The organism is Microbacterium sp. ZOR0019 (assembly GCF_000800925.1).
Classification (GTDB): Bacteria; Actinomycetota; Actinomycetes; order Actinomycetales; family Microbacteriaceae; genus Microbacterium; species Microbacterium aurugineum.
This window is the reverse complement of record NZ_JRKC01000063.1, coordinates 62263-81890: the sequence shown is the minus strand read 5'-3', so window position 1 is coordinate 81890 and position 19628 is coordinate 62263. Positions and strand designations below refer to the sequence as shown.

The 19628-nt window shown below is 69.8% G+C and carries 18 protein-coding genes; 10 read left to right on the top strand and 8 right to left on the bottom strand.

Features of this window, described 5'->3' with window-relative positions; all coding sequences use genetic code 11:
- Positions 1 to 65 precede the first annotated feature (65 nt).
- Complete coding sequence (locus tag L978_RS13425; RefSeq protein WP_081997060.1) at positions 66 to 2231, top strand: peptidase C14; 2166 nt, start codon at positions 66 to 68, stop codon at positions 2229 to 2231.
- A 244-nt stretch (positions 2232 to 2475) separates the two neighbouring features.
- On the opposite strand, the gene L978_RS13420 is transcribed toward L978_RS13425, so the two are convergent.
- Positions 2476 to 3318 (bottom strand): SDR family NAD(P)-dependent oxidoreductase, encoded by an 843-nt coding sequence (locus tag L978_RS13420; protein ID WP_047523783.1) that lies wholly within the window; start codon positions 3316 to 3318, stop codon positions 2476 to 2478.
- A gap of 8 nt (positions 3319 to 3326) precedes the next feature.
- A complete protein-coding gene (locus L978_RS13415) occupies positions 3327 to 3977 on the bottom strand; it encodes a GntR family transcriptional regulator (RefSeq protein WP_047523738.1) in 651 nt (216 codons plus the stop codon).
- A gap of 150 nt (positions 3978 to 4127) precedes the next feature.
- Between L978_RS13415 and L978_RS13410 the strand changes: the two genes are divergently transcribed.
- From L978_RS13410 to L978_RS13385, 6 genes are read left to right on the top strand one after another with little or no spacing between them, the layout of a single operon-like run.
- Positions 4128 to 5492 (top strand): MFS transporter, encoded by a 1365-nt coding sequence (locus tag L978_RS13410; RefSeq protein ID WP_047523737.1) that lies wholly within the window; start codon positions 4128 to 4130, stop codon positions 5490 to 5492.
- Entirely contained in the window at positions 5492 to 7675 is a 2184-nt protein-coding gene (locus L978_RS13405; protein WP_047523736.1) for a hypothetical protein, read from the top strand. The genes L978_RS13410 and L978_RS13405 overlap by 1 nt, the downstream gene beginning before the upstream one ends.
- A gap of 34 nt (positions 7676 to 7709) precedes the next feature.
- Positions 7710 to 9101: a hypothetical protein gene (locus L978_RS13400; protein WP_052193739.1), complete on the top strand. Its 1392-nt coding sequence runs from the start codon at positions 7710 to 7712 to the stop codon at positions 9099 to 9101.
- A gap of 53 nt (positions 9102 to 9154) precedes the next feature.
- Complete coding sequence (locus tag L978_RS13395) at positions 9155 to 9916, top strand: SDR family NAD(P)-dependent oxidoreductase (RefSeq protein WP_047523735.1); 762 nt, start codon at positions 9155 to 9157, stop codon at positions 9914 to 9916.
- A complete protein-coding gene (locus L978_RS13390) occupies positions 9913 to 10989 on the top strand; it encodes an enolase C-terminal domain-like protein (protein WP_047523734.1) in 1077 nt (358 codons plus the stop codon). The genes L978_RS13395 and L978_RS13390 overlap by 4 nt, the downstream gene beginning before the upstream one ends.
- A gap of 1 nt (position 10990) precedes the next feature.
- A complete protein-coding gene (locus L978_RS13385; RefSeq protein WP_047523733.1) occupies positions 10991 to 11827 on the top strand; it encodes an SDR family NAD(P)-dependent oxidoreductase in 837 nt (278 codons plus the stop codon).
- Positions 11828 to 11839: 12 nt separating this feature from the next.
- On the opposite strand, the gene L978_RS13380 is transcribed toward L978_RS13385, so the two are convergent.
- Positions 11840 to 12670, bottom strand: coding sequence for a zinc-ribbon domain-containing protein (locus L978_RS13380; protein WP_047523732.1), 831 nt, complete (start codon positions 12668 to 12670; stop codon positions 11840 to 11842).
- A 103-nt stretch (positions 12671 to 12773) separates the two neighbouring features.
- Here L978_RS13380 and dinB point away from each other — a divergent pair, with 103 nt between their 5' ends.
- Entirely contained in the window at positions 12774 to 13970 is a 1197-nt protein-coding gene (gene dinB, locus L978_RS13375; protein ID WP_047523731.1) for a DNA polymerase IV, read from the top strand.
- A 13-nt stretch (positions 13971 to 13983) separates the two neighbouring features.
- On the opposite strand, the gene L978_RS13370 is transcribed toward dinB, so the two are convergent.
- The gene (locus tag L978_RS13370) at positions 13984 to 14343 is read right to left on the bottom strand and encodes a nuclear transport factor 2 family protein (RefSeq protein ID WP_047523729.1); all 360 of its coding nucleotides are present in this window, start codon (positions 14341 to 14343) and stop codon (positions 13984 to 13986) included.
- Positions 14336 to 15085 carry an SDR family NAD(P)-dependent oxidoreductase gene (locus L978_RS13365; RefSeq protein WP_047523728.1) on the bottom strand — a complete coding sequence of 250 codons (750 nt, stop codon included), beginning with the start codon at positions 15083 to 15085 and terminating at the stop codon, positions 14336 to 14338. Before L978_RS13365 ends, L978_RS13370 begins: the two co-directional genes overlap by 8 nt.
- A gap of 88 nt (positions 15086 to 15173) precedes the next feature.
- On the opposite strand from L978_RS13365, the gene L978_RS13360 reads away from it, so the two are divergent.
- Complete coding sequence (locus L978_RS13360; protein WP_047523727.1) at positions 15174 to 16148, top strand: C-terminal binding protein; 975 nt, start codon at positions 15174 to 15176, stop codon at positions 16146 to 16148.
- A 13-nt stretch (positions 16149 to 16161) separates the two neighbouring features.
- A complete protein-coding gene (locus tag L978_RS13355; RefSeq protein ID WP_047523725.1) occupies positions 16162 to 17016 on the top strand; it encodes a fumarylacetoacetate hydrolase family protein in 855 nt (284 codons plus the stop codon).
- Between the two features lie 97 nt (positions 17017 to 17113).
- Here L978_RS13355 and L978_RS13350 read toward each other — a convergent pair whose 3' ends face one another.
- From L978_RS13350 to L978_RS13340, 3 genes are all read right to left on the bottom strand, one after another.
- Positions 17114 to 17962, bottom strand: coding sequence for an SMP-30/gluconolactonase/LRE family protein (locus L978_RS13350; protein WP_047523724.1), 849 nt, complete (start codon positions 17960 to 17962; stop codon positions 17114 to 17116).
- Complete coding sequence (locus L978_RS13345) at positions 17959 to 18717, bottom strand: spermidine synthase (protein WP_047523722.1); 759 nt, start codon at positions 18715 to 18717, stop codon at positions 17959 to 17961. The genes L978_RS13350 and L978_RS13345 overlap by 4 nt, the downstream gene beginning before the upstream one ends.
- Before the next feature lie 73 nt (positions 18718 to 18790).
- A complete protein-coding gene (locus L978_RS13340) occupies positions 18791 to 19606 on the bottom strand; it encodes a hypothetical protein (protein WP_047523719.1) in 816 nt (271 codons plus the stop codon).
- Positions 19607 to 19628 lie beyond the last annotated feature (22 nt).

Genomic DNA, 19628 nt, shown 5'->3' with positions numbered 1-19628 from the left:
ATGATGCGGCCCGGCCGAACGACCGGACGCCTGACCGCGGCGATGACGCCGCAAGGAGGATGAGCATGACCCAGAAGACGAGCACGACCCCGCAGGAGAAGACCGACACCGCTGCTCTGCGCAGCAGACGCATGCTGCTCGCCGGTTTCGGAGCGGCAGCCATCGGCGGCGTGGCGGCCGTCAGCGCGCAGACCCCCGCGCAGGCCGCCGGCCCGATCGTCACGCAGGGCAACTCGGGCTCCTCGTCTGTGGCGAACGGCGGTACGGCGACCGATCTCGTCACGCGCAAGGGCAAGGACGGCGACCTGGTCCGCACGACCGGGTACGCCGCGGCCGGTGACGGGGGCGGCGGGCTGTACCGCTTCGTGAAGAAGAACGCTCCGGCGGCGAACGGCGGCACCGTGCTCGGGGCTCCGAAGGGCGGGGCGTGGGTGCTCGTGCACGAGGGGGTCGTGGACTTCCGGATGTTCGGGATCATGGATGCGAGCGTCAACGCCGACGACGCGCTCGACGCCATGGTGAACGATGCGAGCATCCACCGCATCGAGGGGCACACTCCCCTCAACTTCGTGCGTCGCCACAGGTTCTCGCGGTCGAACATCGCGTTCGACTTCGGCGGGCACCTCATGACGACCGTCGGCATCGAGAATGCGGGCAAGGACGACCCCTTCGCGGCAGTCATGTTCTTCCGCGGCGAGGTGACGGATGCCGTGCAGGAGGCGAAGCTCGGCGAGGTGGTTCCCGACCTGGGTGACATCTTCCCGGTCGCCGACTCCTCGTTCTTCGCGGTCGGCGACTGGTACGCCGCCGAGGTGAACGCGCTGTCGGGCCGCTGGGAGCGCGAGCTGCAGCGGCTGGTGCAGGTCACGCAGATCGTCGATGGCACGCACATCCGCATCAACTACAAGAACGGCTGGCCGCTCGGCAAAGACCGCACGATGACCTGGCGTCGCGTCGTTCCGGTGCATGACGTGACGGTGTCGAACCTGAAGTTCCTCGGCACCGGGACCGACGAGTACACGGGCTCGCACCCGTTGGCCTTCGAGTACGCGGTGCGCTGCGACGTCGACCACATCGACGGCACCGGCACCTTCTGGCCGCTGATCCAGCGCCGGTGGAACACGTACTACTCGACCGTGAGCTGCACGCTGAAGAACCCGACCTCGGTCACCTGGGGTGGGGCCGGCTACCTGACGCAGCAGATCTACTGCCTCTACGGATACGTCGCCAACTGCCACACCGCGAACGCCCGGCACCTGAACGACTTCACCGCGAGCGCCTACTGCCTGGTGGAGAACTGCCACGGCGACGGCGATGACCAGGGGCCGTTCGTCACGCACGGGCAGTACGAGCACGACCTCACGTACACCGGCAACTCGGGGTTGATGACCTTCGCGAACTCGGGGGCGGCCTGGGGATCGGCGGCCAAGCGCATCACGGTGCGCAAGCACGTGTGCTCGTGGTTCGTCGCCCGCGTGCGCATCACCGACCTCACCCTCGAAGACGTGCAGGTGATCGGCAAGCCGTCGCTCGCGGGATCGGGCATGCTGTGGATCAACGCCGACGGCGCGCAGCTGCGCGGCTGCACGGCATCCGACACCCTCGTGATCACGCAGGCCTCGGACAACTCCGCGCGGCCGACCGTGATCGCCGATTCGCACTTCACCTTCGTCGCACCGGGGGAGCTCACCAACGCCACGGTGAAAACGCCGGTCACGTTCGTCGACACCGTGCTCGATCGGGTCGGCGGCATGAAGATCGCGGGGGCCGGAGCGGTCACTTTCCGCGGCTCGACGCTCACGGCCGCCGACGACGCGGCGCCGGTCGTGACATCGTCGGAGCGGCTGCGGTTCGAGGGATCGACGCTCCGCAACGCCCGCATCGCCGCGGCACGAGGGGAGCGGCAGGCGGTCGAGATCGCGGGGTCGGATGTCGCGATCAAGGGCGGCACCGGTGTCTCGCGCGCCGGCGACGGCGAGCTGCACCTGACGCTGTCCGACAGCACTTTCCGTGCGGAGGGGTCGGCCACGCATGTCGCGGTCACGAAGGGCGCGACCCACTACCGCGCCGTCGGCAACCGTTTCGAAGGCGGCGCGATCGAGCTGGTGGATGCCGCGTTCGGCGCATCGTCCACGCTGCTGCACACCGGCAACGTCGAGTCGGGTGTGACCCGCACGGCCTTCCCCGCCGCGGGCCCGCGCGTGGTGGATACCGCGAACCTCGTGGTCTGACGCTCTCCCGGGCGCCTGGCTTCGGGGCGGAGCATCCGTCGGGAGGTGCATCCGTCGGGAGGTGCATCCGTCGGGAGGGCCATCCGTCGGGAGGTGCATCCGTCGGGAGAATGTCCGGATGTCGGACCGGAAAGCCTGATCCGGTCCGACATCCGTGAGATCTCCCGACAGGTGCGCACTCCGGGGAGACGAACCGGGGAACGCGAAACGGGCAGGCGAGCCGGGGCCGCTCGATGCGTTCGGGCTACGTGGTGGGGATGCCGACGAGCTCGGCGCTGCGCTGCCAGAGGGCCTCGGCGAGGGCGGCGTCGTTCACCTGCGGATTGATCTTCGTGGTCAGCTGGCGCTCGTCGTAGTAGGCGCCGGAGAACCAGGTCTCACCGGGGGTTCCCTCGATGAACCAGCGCAGTGTCGCACCGCCCTTGTCTGCACCGATGAGCATGAGGTGCTTGAGCGGGGTGCGGTAGAGCAGTCGCATGATGCTCGACGAGTCGGACGTGAAGTTCGTCTGCACGGTGCCGGGGTGGAAGGCGACCGCGCTCAGCCCCTGGGCGTGGAACTTCGTGTGCAGGCTCTTGGCGAACAGCACGTTCGCGAGCTTGGCGTCGCCGTAGGCCTTGTTCGGGCTGAAGCGGCGGCGGTTGTCGAGGTCGTCCACGTCGAGATGACCGAACAGGCGGTGGGCGATGCTGGAGGTGTTGACAACCGCGCCCTCCGCCTTCAGCACGTGGGGGAGCAGCAGGTTCGTGAGCAGGAACGGCGCCAGGTGGTTGACCTGCATGGTCTTCTCGAAGCCGTCGACCGTCGGGGTCTGATCCCCGAAGATGCCGCCGGCGTTGTTCGCCAGCACGTGGATGCCGCTGTCGCCGACGGCGTCGGTCATCTTCGCGGCCAGTGCTCGCACGTCGTCGAGGCGCGCGAAGTCGGCGGTGAACCACGCAGCGCCGGTCTCCTCGGCGATGGCGCGGGTCTTCTCGACCGACCTGCCGACGAGGATGAGGCGATGCGGGGAGGAGGCGAGCTGGCGGGCGGCCGCTGCGCCGATCCCGTCGGAGGCTCCGGTGAGGACGATCGTCTGCGGGGTCACGGCGCGGATCACTCGGCCGTGGGGGTGATGCGCTCGACGGCCCTGGTCACATGCTCGGCGATCACGGCCTGCGCCCGCTCGGGGTCGCCGCTCGCGATGGCGTCGACGATCTGCTGGTGGCTGCGCACGTGCTCCTCCTGCTCTGCGGGGTCGAGGGCCGCGTTGGCGGCATGCAGGAATCCGGTGATCCGGCCGCGCAACTGGCCGCTCAGCTCGTCGAGGAAGCGGTGCTCGGCGAGATCGGCGAGCGTCTCGTGGAAGAGGCGGTCCTGGCGCAGCACCTCGTCGATGTCGCCGGGGGCCGCATCCGCCATCGCCTGGATGATGGCTCCGAGCCGGGCGGCGGATTCATCGCTCCATCGCTCCTGCACACGGATCGCCATGAACTGCTCCAGCACGATCCGCAGGCTGGAGATCTCTTCCAGGTCCTGCGCGCTCAGCTGGGCGACACGAGCGCCGCGGCGGGGCTCGCGGGTGATCAGACGCTCCTCGGCGAGCCGGGTCAGGGCCTCGCGCACCGGGATGTGGCTGACACCGAGCCGGTCGGCGAGCTTGCGCTCGACCAGGCGCTCGCCGGGGGCGAGCTCTCCGGAGTGGATGGCCGCGCGCAGCTCGTCTGCGACCTGTTCGGCGATGTTCTGATCCGAGACGCTGCGCATTCGGTGCCCTTCTCGATCCGCGGTTCCGTCTCGTCGAGAGGCGCGAATTCGTTCGCTCGATGCTATGGCATTTTCCGAATGAGTGGACACGGCCAGGGATTTGCTAGATGCTATAGCAAGCCCACTCGAACGATGACGAAGGAGTTGTCCATGGCCGGGAACGCATCCGCACCCGATACGCGAACACCGGAGGAGGTCGGAGCCTCCGCCATGAAGAAGGCGATCTGGCGTCTGGGCCCGTTCCTCGGGTTGCTGTACCTCGTCGCCTACATGGACCGCAACAACTCGGGCTTCGCCAAGCTGGAGATGACGGCGGCACTGCAGATCACCGAGGCCGCCTTCGGGTTCGCCGCCGGCATCTTCTTCATCGGGTACCTGCTGTTCGAAGTGCCCAGCAACCTCCTGCTCGAGCGCTTCGGCGCCCGTAAGTGGATCGCCCGCATCATGGTCTCCTGGGGACTCGTCGCCGCCCTCACCGCCTTCGTGCAGGATGCCACCCAGTTCGCGATCGCCCGGTTCGTGCTCGGCATCGCCGAGGCCGGCTTCTTCCCCGGCGTGCTCCTCTACCTCACGCTCTGGTTCCCGCGGCAGTACCGCACCCAGGTGCTCGCAGTGTTCGTGCTGTCGAACCCGATCGCGAACGCCGTCGCCGCGCCCCTCTCCGGCTGGATGCTCGAGCTCCACGGCATGTGGGGTCTGGACGGTTGGCAGCTGGTCTTCCTCCTGCAGGGCCTCCCCGCTGTGCTCCTCGCCTTCGTCGTCTTCTTCTGGCTGCCCGACCGTCCGCAGGATGCGCGCTGGCTCGACCCGACCGAGCAGCGGTGGATCAACGACACCCTGGCGGCCGAGACAGCGGCGACCGAGCAGAAGCACGGGCGTCTGCGCCTGCGCGAGGTGTTCAGCAACGGACGCCTGTGGACCCTGATCGTGCTGTTCTTCGGTGTGGTGTTCGGCGCGTACGGGCTCGGCATGTGGTTGCCCACGATCGTGAAGAGCATGGGCGACTTCTCCAACTCCACGACGGGGTGGATCGTCGCGCTGCCGAATCTGTGCGCCGCACTCGTCATGCTCCCGTGGGAGCGTGCCGCCCGCAAGCAGGGCAACATCCCGCTGCAGATCGGCATCACGCTCACCATCACCGCGCTGTCGCTCATCGCGGCGGTCGCGGCGCAGGGCACGCCGATCCTAGCGCTCGCGGCGCTGTGCGTCGGGATGTCGGCGCTGTTCTCGACGACGCCGCTGTTCTGGAGTCTGCCGCCCATGGTGCTCACCGGCACGGCGGCGGCTGCCGGACTCGCCTTCATCAACTCGGTCGGCAACCTCGCCGGATTCGCCGGTCCGTACGCGATCGGCTGGATCAGCGAGACCACGGGGTCGGCGATCTGGGGTCTGCTCCTGATCGCCGGACTCACGCTGCTCGGTGCGAGCATCGCCTTCGTGCTCAGCCGACGGGCGGACTTCACTGTTCCGGCCGAAGCGCTGCTCGCCGCAGACGCGAAGTCCGGGGTGCGGTGATGTCCCGCAGCGACGCGGATGCGCGTGTGCGTTCGACGAGTCGACGCGCCCTCGTGGCGGGGTTCGGTGCGGTCGCGCTCGGTGCGGCCGGCTCCCTGGCAGCGGCGTCACCCGCGCAGGCGGCTCCCACCGCGGCGGGGGCGAAGGACATCACCAGGGCGGACTCCGTCTCCGAGCTGTCCCGGCGCCGTGCGCGCGACGGCGAGGTGGCGATCGTCGCCGGCTACCGGACGCCCGGCGACGCCGGACTGCTCGTTTACGTGGGGGTCGAGGCTACGGACATCGAGGCCAACGGCGGCACGGTGATCGCCGGAAAGCGCGGCAGCAGATGGCTGCTGCAGCACGACGGCACCGTCGACTTCCGGGTCTTCGGCATCACCGGGCCCGAGACGGCGGCCGATGACGCGCTCGCCGCGATGGTGAACGACGTCCGCGTCAAGCGGATCGCGGCGAGCACCGACCTGCTGTTCCAGCGACGGCATCGCTTCACCCGCTCCCACATCGAGATCGACTTCGGGGGCCACGTCATCACCACGGACGGGATCGAGGCGAACACCCACGACAACCCCTTCGGTGCGGTGATGTTCTTCACCGGGGTGTCGCGGGACGTGGTGGTCGAGCACCGCCTGGCAGAGGCCTGGCCCGAGCTGACGGACGCGGTGACTGTGCCTGATGCGGCGGCGTTCCCCGTGGACTCCTGGTGGGCGCTACAGTGCGACACGGTCGCCGGAGGTGGAGCCGATGAGCGCGAGATCCAGCGATTCGTCCGGGTGACGCAGCAGATCGACGGAACGCACATCCGGATCGACTACCTGAACGGCTGGCCGCTCGACACGGGGCGAAAGCTCATCTGGTGTCGGATGGATCCGGTCGAGGGCGTGCGCATCTCGAACATGCGGTTCCTCGGGGCCGGTCCCTTCGACGGACCGACGGACGGCTCCTTCCCGGACTCTCGCGAGCTCACCGGATCGCACCCGATCGCCTTCGAGTACGCGATCCACTGCGATGTCGCCGACGTGCACGCCAGTCGCACCTGGTGGCCGGTCATCATGCGGCGGTGGAACACCCACTTCGCGACCGAACGCTGCTCGGTCGAGAACCCGCCCACGGTCTTCTACGGCGGCGCGGGCTACCTCACGCAGCAGATCTACAGCCTCTACGGGCGGGTGAGCGACTGCACATCGTCGAACGCGCGGCATCTCAACGATCTGACCGCCAGTGCGTACTGCATCGTCGAGAACTGCCACGGCGACGGTGACGACCAGGGCGGGAACCCGTTCACCACGCACGGTCAGTACGAGCACGACCTCACCTTCATCGGGTGCTCGGGGCTGATGGACATCGCCAACTCCGGCGCGCAATGGGGCACCGCAGCCAAGCGCATCACGGTGCGCGACCACGTCTGCTCGTGGTTCGTCGCGGGCACGAAGATCAGCGACCTGACGCTCGAGAACGTCCGGGTGATCGGGCGATCGACCTTCGACCCCCAGGCGACCATGACGATCAACGCCGACGGCGCCCAGTTGCGAGGGTGCACCGCGGGGCTGCTGGCCATCGGCCAGCGATCGACCAGGTCGTCGCGGCCGACGACCATCGAGGACTGCACCTTCGCGCTCCCCAAGGACCAGGTGCTCATCCAGACCCCCGTCACGGTCCCCGTGAGTTTCGCACGCTGCACGATCACCGGAATCGACGGGATGAAGGCTCGGGGATCCGGAGCGGTCGAGTTCGTCGACTGCCGGCTGAGCGGTCCGGCGACCGGCGCCCCCGCCGAACTCGGGGCGTCGAGGGTGACCATCCGGGGCGGCACGGTCCGTGACGTCGTGCTCACGGCGACCGCGGTGCGCGACCAGGCCATCGTGCTCGAGGGGGTCGAGCTGAGCACGGAGCGCGGCGAGGGCGCCATGCTGTCGCGGGCCGGCGGCGCGGGCGTGATCACCTGGCGGCTGAGCGGTGTGACGTCCACGGTGCCGAAGGGGGCGGCGCACGTCGACATCGGCGCGGGCATCAACCACGCGCGGGTCACCGGCGCACAGTTCGTCGGAGGACGGCTGCGGTTGGCCGCGGGCTTCTCCGAGCCGTCGACGCTGCTCTACAGCGACGCGGTCGAGCGCGGCGTCGAGACCGATCTCCCTGCAGACGGTGAGCGTGTCCTGATCGCCGACGTGCTGAAAACCGCCTGACCGGCGGCATCATGGAGAACAGGGAGGGCCACGCGTGAACGACACCGCATCTGCCACGAAACTCGGCGATCGCATCCGCATCCCCCGCACCGAGGCGCGCATCGGCGTCGCCCGGCGCGACATCACCCCGCCCACCGGCATCCGGGCGAAGAACTGGGGCCCCGCCGACTGGGAGCGCTCTGAGGGGGCACACCGTCCGTTCGAGCTCACCGCGCTCGCCGTGGTCTCCGCCGACGAGCGCCCGCGGGTGCTGCTCGCGGTGGATGGCACGTGGTGGCGTCGCGTCGCCGACGAGCAGGGCGTGCGCGGGGCGATCCTCGACGGGCTGGGGCTCGACCCCGACCAGCTGATGCTCTCGCTCTCGCACACCCATGCCGGTGCGGTGCTGTGCGCCGCCGATGCGCATCTTCCGGGCGGCGAGCTGATCCCCGGATACCTCGAGGCGCTCGCCGCTGCGGGGATCGCCGCCGGGCGCGAGGCGCTGGAGAGCGCGGTCCCCGGACTCATCGAGTGGACCACCGGGCGCTGCACCCTGGCGGCCGATCGCGAGCTCGACGTCGACGGTCGAGCCCTCGTGGGCTACAACCCCGGAGCGGTGGCCGACGACACCGTGACGATCGGGCGCCTCAGCGTCGACGGTGCGGTGTGCGCCACCCTCGTGAACTACGCCTGCCATCCGACCACGCTCGCCTGGCAGAGCCGAGAGGTGTCGCCGGACTACGTCGGGGCGATGCGCGAGATCGTCGAGTCCGCCACGGGCGCCCCGTGCCTGTTCGTGCAGGGCGCATCGGGCGAGCTGGCTCCGCGCGAGCAGTACACGGGCGACGTCGCGGTCGCCGACCGGCACGGACGCTCGCTCGGACACGCGGTGCTCGCCGCTCTCGATGCGCTGCCCGCCCCGGGGGAGGAGCTGACGCTCGACGGTGTCGTGGAGTCGGGTGCTCCGCTCGCGATCTGGACCGGGCGGGCAGCCGCTGGAGGGGTGGGGGCTGCCTCTTCGCTGACGAGTGTGGAACTGCCGCTGCGTGACCTCCCGACGCTCGACGAGCTCGCCGAGGAGTGGAAGGACATCGATCCGCGCTCCCGCGAGGAACGTCTGGGACGCGCGCGCAACCTGCGCGACGGCTACATCGACGGTCCGACCGTGCAGCATCCGATCTGGGCCTGGCGGCTCGGGGATGCGGTGATCGTGGGGCATCCGGGCGAGGCCTACTCGCGGCTGCAGACCACGCTGCGCCGCCGATTCCCCGAGACGCCGATCGTGGTGATGAACCTCACGAACGGCCCAGGTTTCGTGTATCTGCCGACGCGCGACGCCTATGACCGCGGGGCGTATCAGGCCTGGCAGACGCCTCTCGCGCCCGGGGCGCTCGACCTGCTCGAGGAGCATGCGGTGGCTGTCGTGGCCGATCTGCTCGACCGCTGACGGCACTCCCGATACACTTGCTATAGCAAATCTCGATCACTCTGAGGAGAGCAATGACCGCCAAGCGCCCTGTCGCCATCGTCACCGGAGGATCTGCCGGGATCGGCTGGGAGATCGGTCAGCGCCTCGCCGCCGACGGCTATCGCGTGGTGGCCGCCGACCGCGTTCCCGGACTCACCGCAGCCGACAACCCGGCCGGCATCCTGTGGCGAGAGCTCGATGTGACCGACCATGCCGGTGTCGACCGCGTGTTCGGCGAGATCGAGACGGAGCTCGGACCGATCGAGGTGCTCGTCAACAATGCCGGCATCCAGCGCCATCGTGGCATCGAAGACCTCAGCTGGGACGAGTGGTCGGCCGTGGTCGACGTCAACCTGCACGGGGTGTTCTCGGCGCTGCAGGCCGCAGGAAAGCGGATGCTGGAGCGTGGCGAGGGCCGCATCGTGAACATCTCCTCCATCTCGTCGCGCGGCTCTGCGGGACGCGCCCCCTACGCCACGACGAAGGCCGCGGTGATCGGTCTGACCTCGACCGCGGGTGCCGAGTGGGCCTCGCGCGGGGTGCGGGTCAACGCGGTCGCACCCGGGTACGTCGACACGGGCGTCTTCCGCCAGGGTGTCGAGGCGGGCACGCTCAGCCTCGACACGATCCTGTCGCGCATCCCCGCGAAGCGTCTGGCCGAAGCGAGCGAGATCGCCGCCGCGGTCAGCTTCCTCGTCTCCGACCAGTCGCGGTACATGAACGGCCAGACGCTCTACGTCGACGGCGGGTTCATGGTCGATTACGGCGTGCCGCTGGCGAAGAAGCCCGAATGACGACGATCGCTCGCATCGACACGGCCACGGCCGTGCTGCCGCTCCCCGCACCCCTGCACCTGGGAGCGATGACCGTGACCCGCCGCGAGTACAGCGCGGTGCGGGCGACCGCTGACGACGGCCTGACCGGTGTGGCCTACTGCCTCTCGCGGGAAGCGCCGATGGCCGAGATCGTCGACCGTCTCGTTGCGGTGCACGCGGTGGGGGCGGATGCCGACGACCCCGCCGCGACCTGGGAGCGGATGCTGCGCGGCAGCGCCATCGTCGGACGTGTGGGCCTGGTGCGGCGGGCGATCGGCCTGGTCGACATCGCGCTGTGGGACATCGCCGCGCGGCGTGCGGGCCTGCCGCTGTGGACGCTGCTCGGCACGGGCGACGGGCCTCGCGAATCGATGCTGGTCGCCGCGTATCCCTCTACGGACCGGACTCCCCGCGAGGTGGCCGACGAGGTTCTCGCGCAGGCGGACGGCTGGACCAACGTGAAGATCTCCCGCATTCCGGATCCGGCATATATGCGCGATCTGCTCGCGATGCTGAACGCCGAGCTGCCCGATACGACCGGCCTGGTCGTCGACGTGGGCTTCGGCTGGCCCGATGCCGACACGGCGTTGACCGAGATCGCGCAGTGGGGCGACCCTCGGCTCGCGTGGCTCGAAGACCCGCTGCTTCCCGAAGACGCCGAGGGCGTCGCGCGCATCCGCCGGGAGTCAGGGCTCCCGGTCTCGGTCGGCGATGAGGTCACCGATCCGGCCGTGCTGAAGGCGCTCGTCGAGGTGGGCGGTGTCGACGTGCTGCGGCTCGATGTGGTCGCGATCGGCGGCGTGACACCGGCCCGCGAGATGATCGCGTGGGCGGCCGAGCGCGGTGTGCCGGTGTCGGGGCACGTCTATCCTGAGGTCACCGCGCACCTGGGCATCGGCGTCGAGACCTTCGCCCGCGGCGTCAATCCGTACGATCCTGCGCCGTCGTTCATCCTCGGCGGTCCATCGTTCGAGGGCCGGGTGCGGCCGACGGATGCCGCGGGCCTCGGCTTCGCGCTCGATCCCACCGTCTTCCCATTCGAGAGGGACTGAGATGCCAGACTCCCCGCGCAGCTCTGTGAACCGCAGCGTCGTGAACCGCAGCTCTGTGAACCGCAGCGTCGTCGTGACCGGCAGCGGCAAGGGCATCGGCCGTGCCATCGCGGAACGTCTCACCGCCGACGGCTGGATCGTGATCGGGCTCGAGCGTTCCCCGGGCTCCGGCACGCTCGAAGACGGCATCGTGGCCGAGGTCGTGCTCGGAGACGCCGCCGATCGCGCGACGCACGAGCGTGCCGCCGCTGCCGCTCGTGTCAGGGCGCCGCTCGCCGGTTGGGTCAACAACGCCGGGATCACCAAGCGCACCCCGCTGCACGAGCTCGACGAAGACACCGTGCGCGAGGTGCTCGACATCAACGGCTTCGGGTACATCTGGGGCTGCTCGACCGCCGTCTCCGCCTTCGTCGATCAGGGCGTGCCGGGTGCAATCGTGAACATCGGCTCGATCCACGGACGCTCCAGCTTCACCGACCACGCCGCCTACGAGTTCACTAAGGGCGGCATCGACGCCCTCACCCGTAGCGTGGCCGTGTCGTACGGCGCGCTCGGCATCCGTGCCAACACCGTCGCTCCCGGCGGGGTGCGCACCCCGCATCTGGAGGCGCAGATCGCCCGCGCGGCCGACCCCGAGGCTGAAGAGCGGGCGCTCGCAGAGGGACCGCCCATGGGCCGCATCGCCCGCGCCGAAGAGGTGGCAGCGCTCACGGCGTTCCTGCTGTCGGATGAGGCCCCGTACCTGTCGGGGCAGTCGATCGCCGTCGACGGCGCGTGGACGGCATCGTTCGGCGACATCGCCATCGACCCGGGTTTGCGGGAGCGCTTCGAGGGCTGATCGGGCTCTGCGTCACCGCAGATAGGCATCCACGAGCAGCGCGCCACGAATGACCCGCAGCTCGTCGAGGATGCGGGCGATGCCCTTCCCGCTCACCGAAGACAGCGTGAGGTCGTGCGGACCGAGGGGTTCGAGCTTCCCTGTGCGGATGCGGATCACCTCCCAGCCCGTGGCACGGAGCGCGCGATCTTTGCGCAGGTCGGCGTCTTGGCGTTTGCCGACGTGCTCCAGACCGTGACGGCCGACGGTGTCGTATTCGAGCGCAATCCGGAGCTCCGGGAACACGATGTCGGGCCAGACCTCGGTGTGGCGGAAGAACGGGCGCGAGACCTTCACGGCATTCATGGTCGGGTCGAAGTCGATCACCGCGCCGAGCTCCGTTCGCAGGCGGCCCTCGGCCGCGGATGCGGGCTTCGGGGCGCACTCGCTCACGAACGCGGTGCCCGCGGGAAGGTCGGGCGTCTTCGTGCAGAGCGCGGGCGCGGGGCGCCGAGGTGCGCGGGGGCGGGCTCGTGCTTCGCCGAGCACGACCGGCTGCGGACGGGCGAGGGCAGAGCACTCGGGGCACCACGCGGAGCGGCGCCGCACTTGTCCAGGACGCTCGCGCTGCTCGGTCGGCGTCGCGGCGAACCGGTGCCCGACCGCGCACTCCCAGCACAGGAGCACGTCGGCCGCCAGCGGGATCTGCGACAGGACGATGCCGTGGTTCAGCTCGGGGTGGTACTGCCGCACCAGTTCCGGATATGCCGCCCACCCGGCGCGATAGGTGCCCACGTCATACGGAACAGCGCGACCGCGGGAGAACTGCCGTCGCGCCCACCACTGCTTCACCGGTTCCGGCACGCGCCGACCATACCGGCCGCCACAGACACCCCGTCTCGCCTCTCGAAGTCGCTGCCGGTGTCCCCGGTTCGTGCGACGATCCGCACGTCGACAGGAGAACGGGATGCGTGGGGAAGCGACGGTGCTGCACGCCGACCTCGACGCGTTCTACGCGTCGGTCGAGCAGCGCGATGCGCCCGAACTGGGTGGCCGTCCCGTGATCGTCGGCGGCGGGGTCGTGCTGGCGGCGAGCTACGAGGCGAAGGCACGCGGGGTGCGCACCGCCATGGGCGGCCGACAGGCGCGAGAGCTCTGCCCTGATGCCGTCGTCGTCCCGCCGCGCATGGATGCCTACTCCGCGGCGAGCAAAGACGTGTTCGCGATCTTCCGTGACACCACCCCTCTCGTGGAGGGGCTGTCGATCGACGAGGCGTTCCTCGAGGTCGGGGGTCTGAGACGCATAGCCGGCAGTCCCGAGCAGATCGCGGCACGGCTGCGCGAACGCGTGCGGGCGGAGGCGGGACTCGCCATCTCGGTCGGGGTCGCGCGCACCAAGTTCCTGGCCAAGGTCGCCAGCGCCGTGAGCAAACCCGACGGGCTGCTGGTCGTGGAACCCGAGCGGGAAGAGGAGTTCCTTCTCCCTCTTCCCGTGGAACGCCTGTGGGGCGTGGGCGCCGTGACGGCCGAGAAGCTCCACCGCTACGGCATCCGAACGGTCGGAGAGCTCGCCGAGCTCGAGGCGGCGACCGCCGAGCGGATGCTGGGCAAAGCGACGGGCGCGCACGTGCACGCGCTCGCTCGTCTGCGGGATCCGCGGCCGGTCGACACCACGCGCCGACGCGGGTCGATCGGCTCGCAGCGTGCGCTCGGCACCCGCCCCCGATCTGCCGAAGAACTCGATCTCATCCTCACGCAGATCGTCGACCGGCTGGGGCGGCGCCTCCGCGACGGCGATCGCGTCTGCCGCACCGTCGTGCTGCGCCTGCGCTTCGGCGACTTCTCGAAGGCCACGCGCTCCCGATCGCTCCGCGCACCGACCGATCGCACCGCCGTGCTGCTCACCCTCGCGCGCACGCTGCTCGCCGCCGCGCACGCCGAGATCACCGACCGCGGCATCACTCTGATCGGCATCTCGCTGTCGCAGCTCGACCACACCGACCGTGTGCAGCCCGAACTGCCGATCGACTGGGGCGACGAGGCCCGCCTCGACACCGTGCTCGACACTCTGCGGGATCGCTACGGTGCGACTTCCGTCTCGCGGGCGGCGCAGCTCGGGCGCGACCCTGGATGGTCGTCCCCGATCCTCCCGGAGCACGAGTGAGCGCTCTGCGGCGTCAGGCCTTGAGCATCGAGGCCCGCGCGATAAGCCCGTCCACCACGTCGAAGGTCGCGATGGTCTCGGTGGCGACGCCTGCGTTGATGACCTGCTCCTGCGCGACGACCCACCGGGTGCCGAACAGCACGCTGGTCTCGATGACGCACGACAGCTCGGGGTTCTGCAGTCGAGGCTCGTAGAACGCGCGGATCGCGGCGGAGCCGACCACGGGCTCGGGCGCGACACCGGTGATCACGGCGTCTTCGGCGTAGGTCGCCACGAACGCGTCGAGGTCGTGCGCGTTGAAAGCGTCGAGCTGTGCCTGCACGGTATCGAGGGCAGAGCGGTCCAGGACGGAGCGGGCGGTGCGGTCAGTCAATGCGAACTCCTCCGTTGACGTCGTAGGTGGCGCCGGTGATGAAGCGGGCGCGCTCCGAGGCGAGCGATGCGATGATCCAGGCGACGTCTTCCGGCTGTCCGAACGCGCCGAGCGGGATCCCTGCTTCGAGCTTCTCGCGGCCAGCGCCCTGCAGCTGGTCGGTGATCGAGCTCGCGACGGGACCAGGGGTGACGGCGTTGACGCGGATGCCCTCGGGGGCGAGATGCCGCGCGAAGCTGCGGGTGATCGCGAGGATCGCCCCCTTGCTGGCTGCGTAGTGGATGCCGGTCTGCAGCGCGCCGACCTGGCCGGCGATCGAGGCGATGTTGATCACCGAGCGGTCGCCCTCGGCGGCACGGAGTAGCGGGAGAGCGCCGCGGGTCAGGAAGAAGGTGCCGCGAGCGTTGGTCTCCAGGACCATGTCCCACTCGTCGAACTCGATGTCGTCGTAGGGGGTGTACGGGCAGACGCCGCCGTTGTTGACGAGCACATGCAGCGAGCCCCATGCAGCCGCGACCTCGGCGATCAGGGCGTCGATCGATGCCCGCTCGCGCAGGTCGAGGCGCGAGACGTGCACTTCGGGCGCCCCCGCGGCGCGGCACTCCTCGGCGACGCGGAGGGCTTCGGCTTCCCGCCCGGCGTAGGTGATCCAGAGGGCGGCACCCTCGCGGGCCAGTTCGAGGGCGGCGGCGGTTCCGATACCGGAACTGGCCCCCGTGATCAGTGCGCGGCGAGCAGTCATGGGATCGATGCTATAGCAAATTATGGTGAAGGTAAGCGATCGACCTGACATCGTGCATCCATCTGCTAGATGCTATAGCATCGCATCCATGACCGAGCCATTCATCCTCGTCAGCGACTGCGACCTGCCGGGAACCGTCATCGAAGACACCCTCCGACAGGCCGGGCTACGTGCCGAACGCGCCGCCTCCGGCAGCATCGACGACCTCGCCACCATCGGCTCCGACGCCGAGGGTCTGGTTGTGCAGTGGGCGCAGATCACCGGCGAGGTGATGGACCGGATGCCGAACCTGCGCATCATCAGCCGGGTCGGCATCGGCTACGACATGGTCGACGTCGAGGCGGCGACCGCCCGCGGCATCGCGGTCGCGAACACCCCGAGCTACTGCATCGAGGAGGTCGCCGCCCACACGATCGCGATGATCATGACGCAGGCCCGCGGCCTCCCCGCCTACGACCGTGCCGTGCGCGCCGGCACCTGGAAGGCCGTCGACGCCCGCCCGCTCGCCGTGCGCCCCTCGGCCACCACGGTCTCGGTGCTCGGCTTCGGCCGTATCGGCTCGATGGTCGCCCGCGGCTGCCGTGCGCTCGGGTTCCGCGTGCTCGTCGCCGACCCGTATGCCTCCGCCGACACGGTGCGCGACGCCGGATGCGAGCTCGTCGAGATCCCGGATGCCGTGGCCCGGGCCGACATCCTCACCCTGCATGTGCCGCTGACCGCGGAGACCCGCCATCTGATCGATGCCGCGGCCCTCGCGACCATGAAGAGGGGTGCTGTCGTGGTGAACACCTGCCGCGGTCCGCTCATCGACGAGGAGACGCTCGCCGCCTCGCTGCGTGCCGGGCACCTGGGCGCCGCGGCACTCGACGTGTTCGCGGGGGAGCCCCTCGCCGTCGACTCCCCGCTGCGCGACCTCGACGACGTGCTGCTCACCCCGCACGCCGCCTGGTACTCACCCGAGGCGCTGGCGGACCTGCCGGTGCACGCGGCCGAGAACATCATCCGCTACCTCGCCGGCGAATCCGTGCCGATCGTCAACCCGACCTTCGCCGCTGCGCGCTGACGGAAGGAACACCATGGAACTCCTGCGACTCGGCCCCGTCGGCCACGAGCGTCCCTACGCGCGGGAGGCGGGCATCACCTACGACCTGTCGCCCCTCACCGCCGAGATCGACGGTGCCTTCCTCGCCACCGACGGCATCGACCGCGTGCGCGAGGCCCTCGGTCGCGGCGAGCTTCCCGCAGCCACTGTCGACGGGCTGCGCATCGGCGCTCCGGTCGCCCGCCCGACCGCGGTGATCTGCATCGGCCAGAACTACGCCGCCCACGCGGCCGAGTCCGGATCCGTGCCGCCCGAGCATCCGGTGGTCTTCTTCAAGCACCCCAACACGGTGGTCGGCCCGGACGATGTCGTGCTGCTGCCGCCCGGTGCGGAAAAGGTCGACTGGGAGGTCGAGCTGGCGGTCGTGATCGGCAAGACCGCGCGCTACCTGTCGTCTCCGGATGCCGCCCGCGAGGTCATCGCCGGCTACACGATCTCGAACGATGTGTCCGAGCGCGCCTATCAGCTCGACGTGTCGGGCGGGCAGTGGTCGAAGGGCAAGTGCTCCGAGACGTTCAACCCGCTCGGGCCGGCGCTCGTCCCCGCCGACGAGGTCGACCCGCAGGCGCTGCGGCTGCGGTCGTTCGTGAACGGCGAGCCGAGGCAGGACTCGTCGACCGCCGACATGATCTTCCCGGTGCTGCAGATCGTGCACGAGCTGAGCCACTACCTGGTGCTCGAGCCCGGCGACGTGATCAACACCGGCACCCCGCAGGGCGTCGCGCTCTCCGGCCGGTTCCCGTACCTCCAGGACGGCGATGAGATGACGATCGAGATCGAGGGCCTCGGTCGCCAGCACCAGCGCACCGAGCGGGTGCACCTGCGCTGACCTGCGTCATCCACCCGGCGGCCTGTGTCCGGGGCACGGTTCCTTTCGCTGAGTGCACCGTGCCTCGGGCAGAGGCCGTCGGTGCTGCCGCGAGGTCTCAGCCGGCGAAGGGGATGACGGGGAGGCCGCGCACGCCCGGTCGCACGGCGAAGAGCGAACCCGCCTCGGTGCCGTGGTCGGGCCCCAGCCCCTGCGCTGAGGTGGTGATGTAGAGCGTGCCGAGGTCGTCGTCACCGAACGTGCACGCGCTGACCTGGGGTACCGGGAGATCGATCGTCGCGATGCGCTGTCCGGCGGCGTCGTAGCCGTGCACGGCGCTGCCGCCCCAAAGGGCGACCCACACGCTGCCGTCGGCGGCGACCGTGAGGCCGTCGGGTGACCCCTGTTCCTCGGGGATCACGACGAAGGCGCGTCGCCCGCGCAGCTCCCCCTCGGCCACGTCGAACACGTCGATGCGGTGCGTCGCGGTGTCGACGTAGTACGCGCGTCGTCCGTCGGGCGAGAAGCCGACGCCGTTCGAGATCGTCGCCCGCGCCAGCACGGTCGCGATGTTCAGGTCGGCGTCGAGGCGCAGCAGGCTTCCGGCATCGGCCGCGGCGTCGTAGGCCATCGAACCGGCCAGCAGCCGGCCGTGAGGATCGCAGCAGCCGTCGTTCATGCGCACACGAGGGTCGTCGCCCAGCGAGGCCGCGGCCTTGGTGTCGCCGTCGACGTCGTCCGCGAGGTAGAGCGTGCGGGCGCCGACCGCCACCAGGCCGCCACCGGATCGGGGGCGAGCGAAGGCCAGGTACTCGTCGTCGATGTGCTGACGGGTCACACCCTCGGGACGCAGCGCGAGCAGGTCGCCCGCGCTTCCGTCGACCCAGCGCAAGCCGCCCCAGCCCGCCCACCAGACGGGTGCTTCGGCGTGGTGGGCGATCGGACCGGTGACGTTCTCCGGGGTCATGCGTCCTCGCCCGCGTGCGGGGCGGAGGCATCGAGCGCCTCGGCACCCGTTCCGCGACTGCGCGCCACGTACACGGTGTTCGACGACGTGCCGCCCGTGACGGCGTTCTCGAAGTCGACGACATGAGCGACGGCGTCATCGAACACGGCCGTCAACTCGACCATGAACTCCTCGTCGGGCGGGTCATCCGACCACAGGGCGAAGACGCCGTCGGGGGCGAGATGACGGTCGAGCGCGCGCAGACCGGCGGCGTCGTACAGGTCGGCGTGCGTCGCATCCAGCTGGTGCCGCGGAGAGTGGTCGACGTCCAAGAGGATCGCCGAGTACCCGGTGCGACCCTCGACGGGCGCGGAGCGCATCACCGCGAAGAAGTCGTCTTCGAGCAGGGTCGTGCGCGGATCGTCGACGAGTTCCGCCGACACCGGGAGGAGCTTGCGCTCATGCCACCCGATTACGGCGCCCAGCCGGTCGATCACCGTGAGGGCGCCCACCCGCTCATCCCGCAGGGCCGCGACGGCGGTGTAGCCGAGCCCGAGCCCGCCGACCAGCACCGAGAGGTTGTCGCCGTCGACCGCTGCCAACCCCAGGTCGGCGAGCTCTTCCTCCGCCACGGTGAACAGGCTCGACATCAGGTACTCGTCGCCGAGCTTGACCTCGTAGATCTCCTGTCCCACCGCGGGCTCGGTGCGCCGGCGCAGAGTGAGGTCGCCGATCGGGGTGGACTGCCAGTCGAGCTCTTCGAACCGAGTGATCACTGCGGCATGCCTCCGTCGTCGTCCGCCCGGGTGGGGCGGGGGTGCGGGCAGAACCCGCGGATGTGCCTGGGCTTCAGGACTGTTCGTCGCGGCGGGGGAGCCGGATCCGCTCGGGCTCAGGGGTGGTGGGCTCGGACACCGATGGTGCTGCCGGTGCGGAGATCTCTCTGGCCACCTGCTTCTCGAGCACGGTGACCGCGTCGTCGGAGAGCAGGATGAGCCCGTCGAGCTCTTCACGCACGCGCTTGTAGGCGACGTTGCGTTCGGCCTGTGTGGCCGATTCGTCGACCGCGACCTTCAGCAGCTGCTGCGCGCGGTCGAGGCGCTTGCGCTCCGGTTCGGTGAAGGTCGAATCTCGCAGGCGTCTGGCGTCCTTCTCGGCGATCTCGAACGCGACCGCGTAGTCGCCGACGGCTTGCAGATACTCGGTGACCTGCTGCTCCGACACTCTGGCGTCTGCCGAGGCCGGGCGCAGGGCATCCGCTGTCTTCTTGGCGCGCAGGAACGCGGCGGTCAGGGGCTGGCGACCATCGCTCATGGCAGGGAAGGCGATGAGCTTCGCCACGTCGAGTTCGTAGTCGAGCCAGCGTGCGGTGATCTCGTCGTGCTCGCTGAACAGGCGCGCGACCAGGTCGTTCGGGGCGACGGATGCCGTCGTGTCGACGACGGAGGGCCCGCGGCGCCGGGCCTGCTGGGTAAGCGCACGCGCCTCGATCTCGGCGGTCTTCAGCTGCGCCTTCATGCGGAGAGTCTCCAGACGGCGCTCGTGTAGGCGCTTGGAGCTGCGCTCCCATGCCTTCGCGGCGCCGCCAGCCATTCCCATGATGGGGAAGATGAGCCACCAGTAGTTGCCGGCGAAGTTCCAGAAGCCCTGGATGAACTCTTCCATGATGGGTTCAGCCTACTGCGCA

Excerpts from the sequence above, each read along its gene's own strand:
- L978_RS13425 (WP_081997060.1), top strand. The coding sequence starts at position 66 with ATGACCCAGAAGACGAGCACGACCCCGCAGGAGAAGACCGACACCGCT.
- L978_RS13415 (WP_047523738.1), bottom strand. The coding sequence starts at position 3,977 with ATGCGCAGCGTCTCGGATCAGAACATCGCCGAACAGGTCGCAGACGAG.
- L978_RS13410 (WP_047523737.1), top strand. The coding sequence starts at position 4,128 with ATGGCCGGGAACGCATCCGCACCCGATACGCGAACACCGGAGGAGGTC.
- L978_RS13405 (WP_047523736.1), top strand. The coding sequence starts at position 5,492 with ATGTCCCGCAGCGACGCGGATGCGCGTGTGCGTTCGACGAGTCGACGC.
- L978_RS13395 (WP_047523735.1), top strand. The coding sequence starts at position 9,155 with ATGACCGCCAAGCGCCCTGTCGCCATCGTCACCGGAGGATCTGCCGGG.
- L978_RS13390 (WP_047523734.1), top strand. The coding sequence starts at position 9,913 with ATGACGACGATCGCTCGCATCGACACGGCCACGGCCGTGCTGCCGCTC.
- L978_RS13385 (WP_047523733.1), top strand. The coding sequence starts at position 10,991 with ATGCCAGACTCCCCGCGCAGCTCTGTGAACCGCAGCGTCGTGAACCGC.
- dinB (WP_047523731.1), top strand. The coding sequence starts at position 12,774 with ATGCGTGGGGAAGCGACGGTGCTGCACGCCGACCTCGACGCGTTCTAC.
- L978_RS13365 (WP_047523728.1), bottom strand. The coding sequence starts at position 15,085 with ATGACTGCTCGCCGCGCACTGATCACGGGGGCCAGTTCCGGTATCGGA.
- L978_RS13360 (WP_047523727.1), top strand. The coding sequence starts at position 15,174 with ATGACCGAGCCATTCATCCTCGTCAGCGACTGCGACCTGCCGGGAACC.
- L978_RS13355 (WP_047523725.1), top strand. The coding sequence starts at position 16,162 with ATGGAACTCCTGCGACTCGGCCCCGTCGGCCACGAGCGTCCCTACGCG.
- L978_RS13350 (WP_047523724.1), bottom strand. The coding sequence starts at position 17,962 with ATGACCCCGGAGAACGTCACCGGTCCGATCGCCCACCACGCCGAAGCA.
- L978_RS13340 (WP_047523719.1), bottom strand. The coding sequence starts at position 19,606 with ATGGAAGAGTTCATCCAGGGCTTCTGGAACTTCGCCGGCAACTACTGG.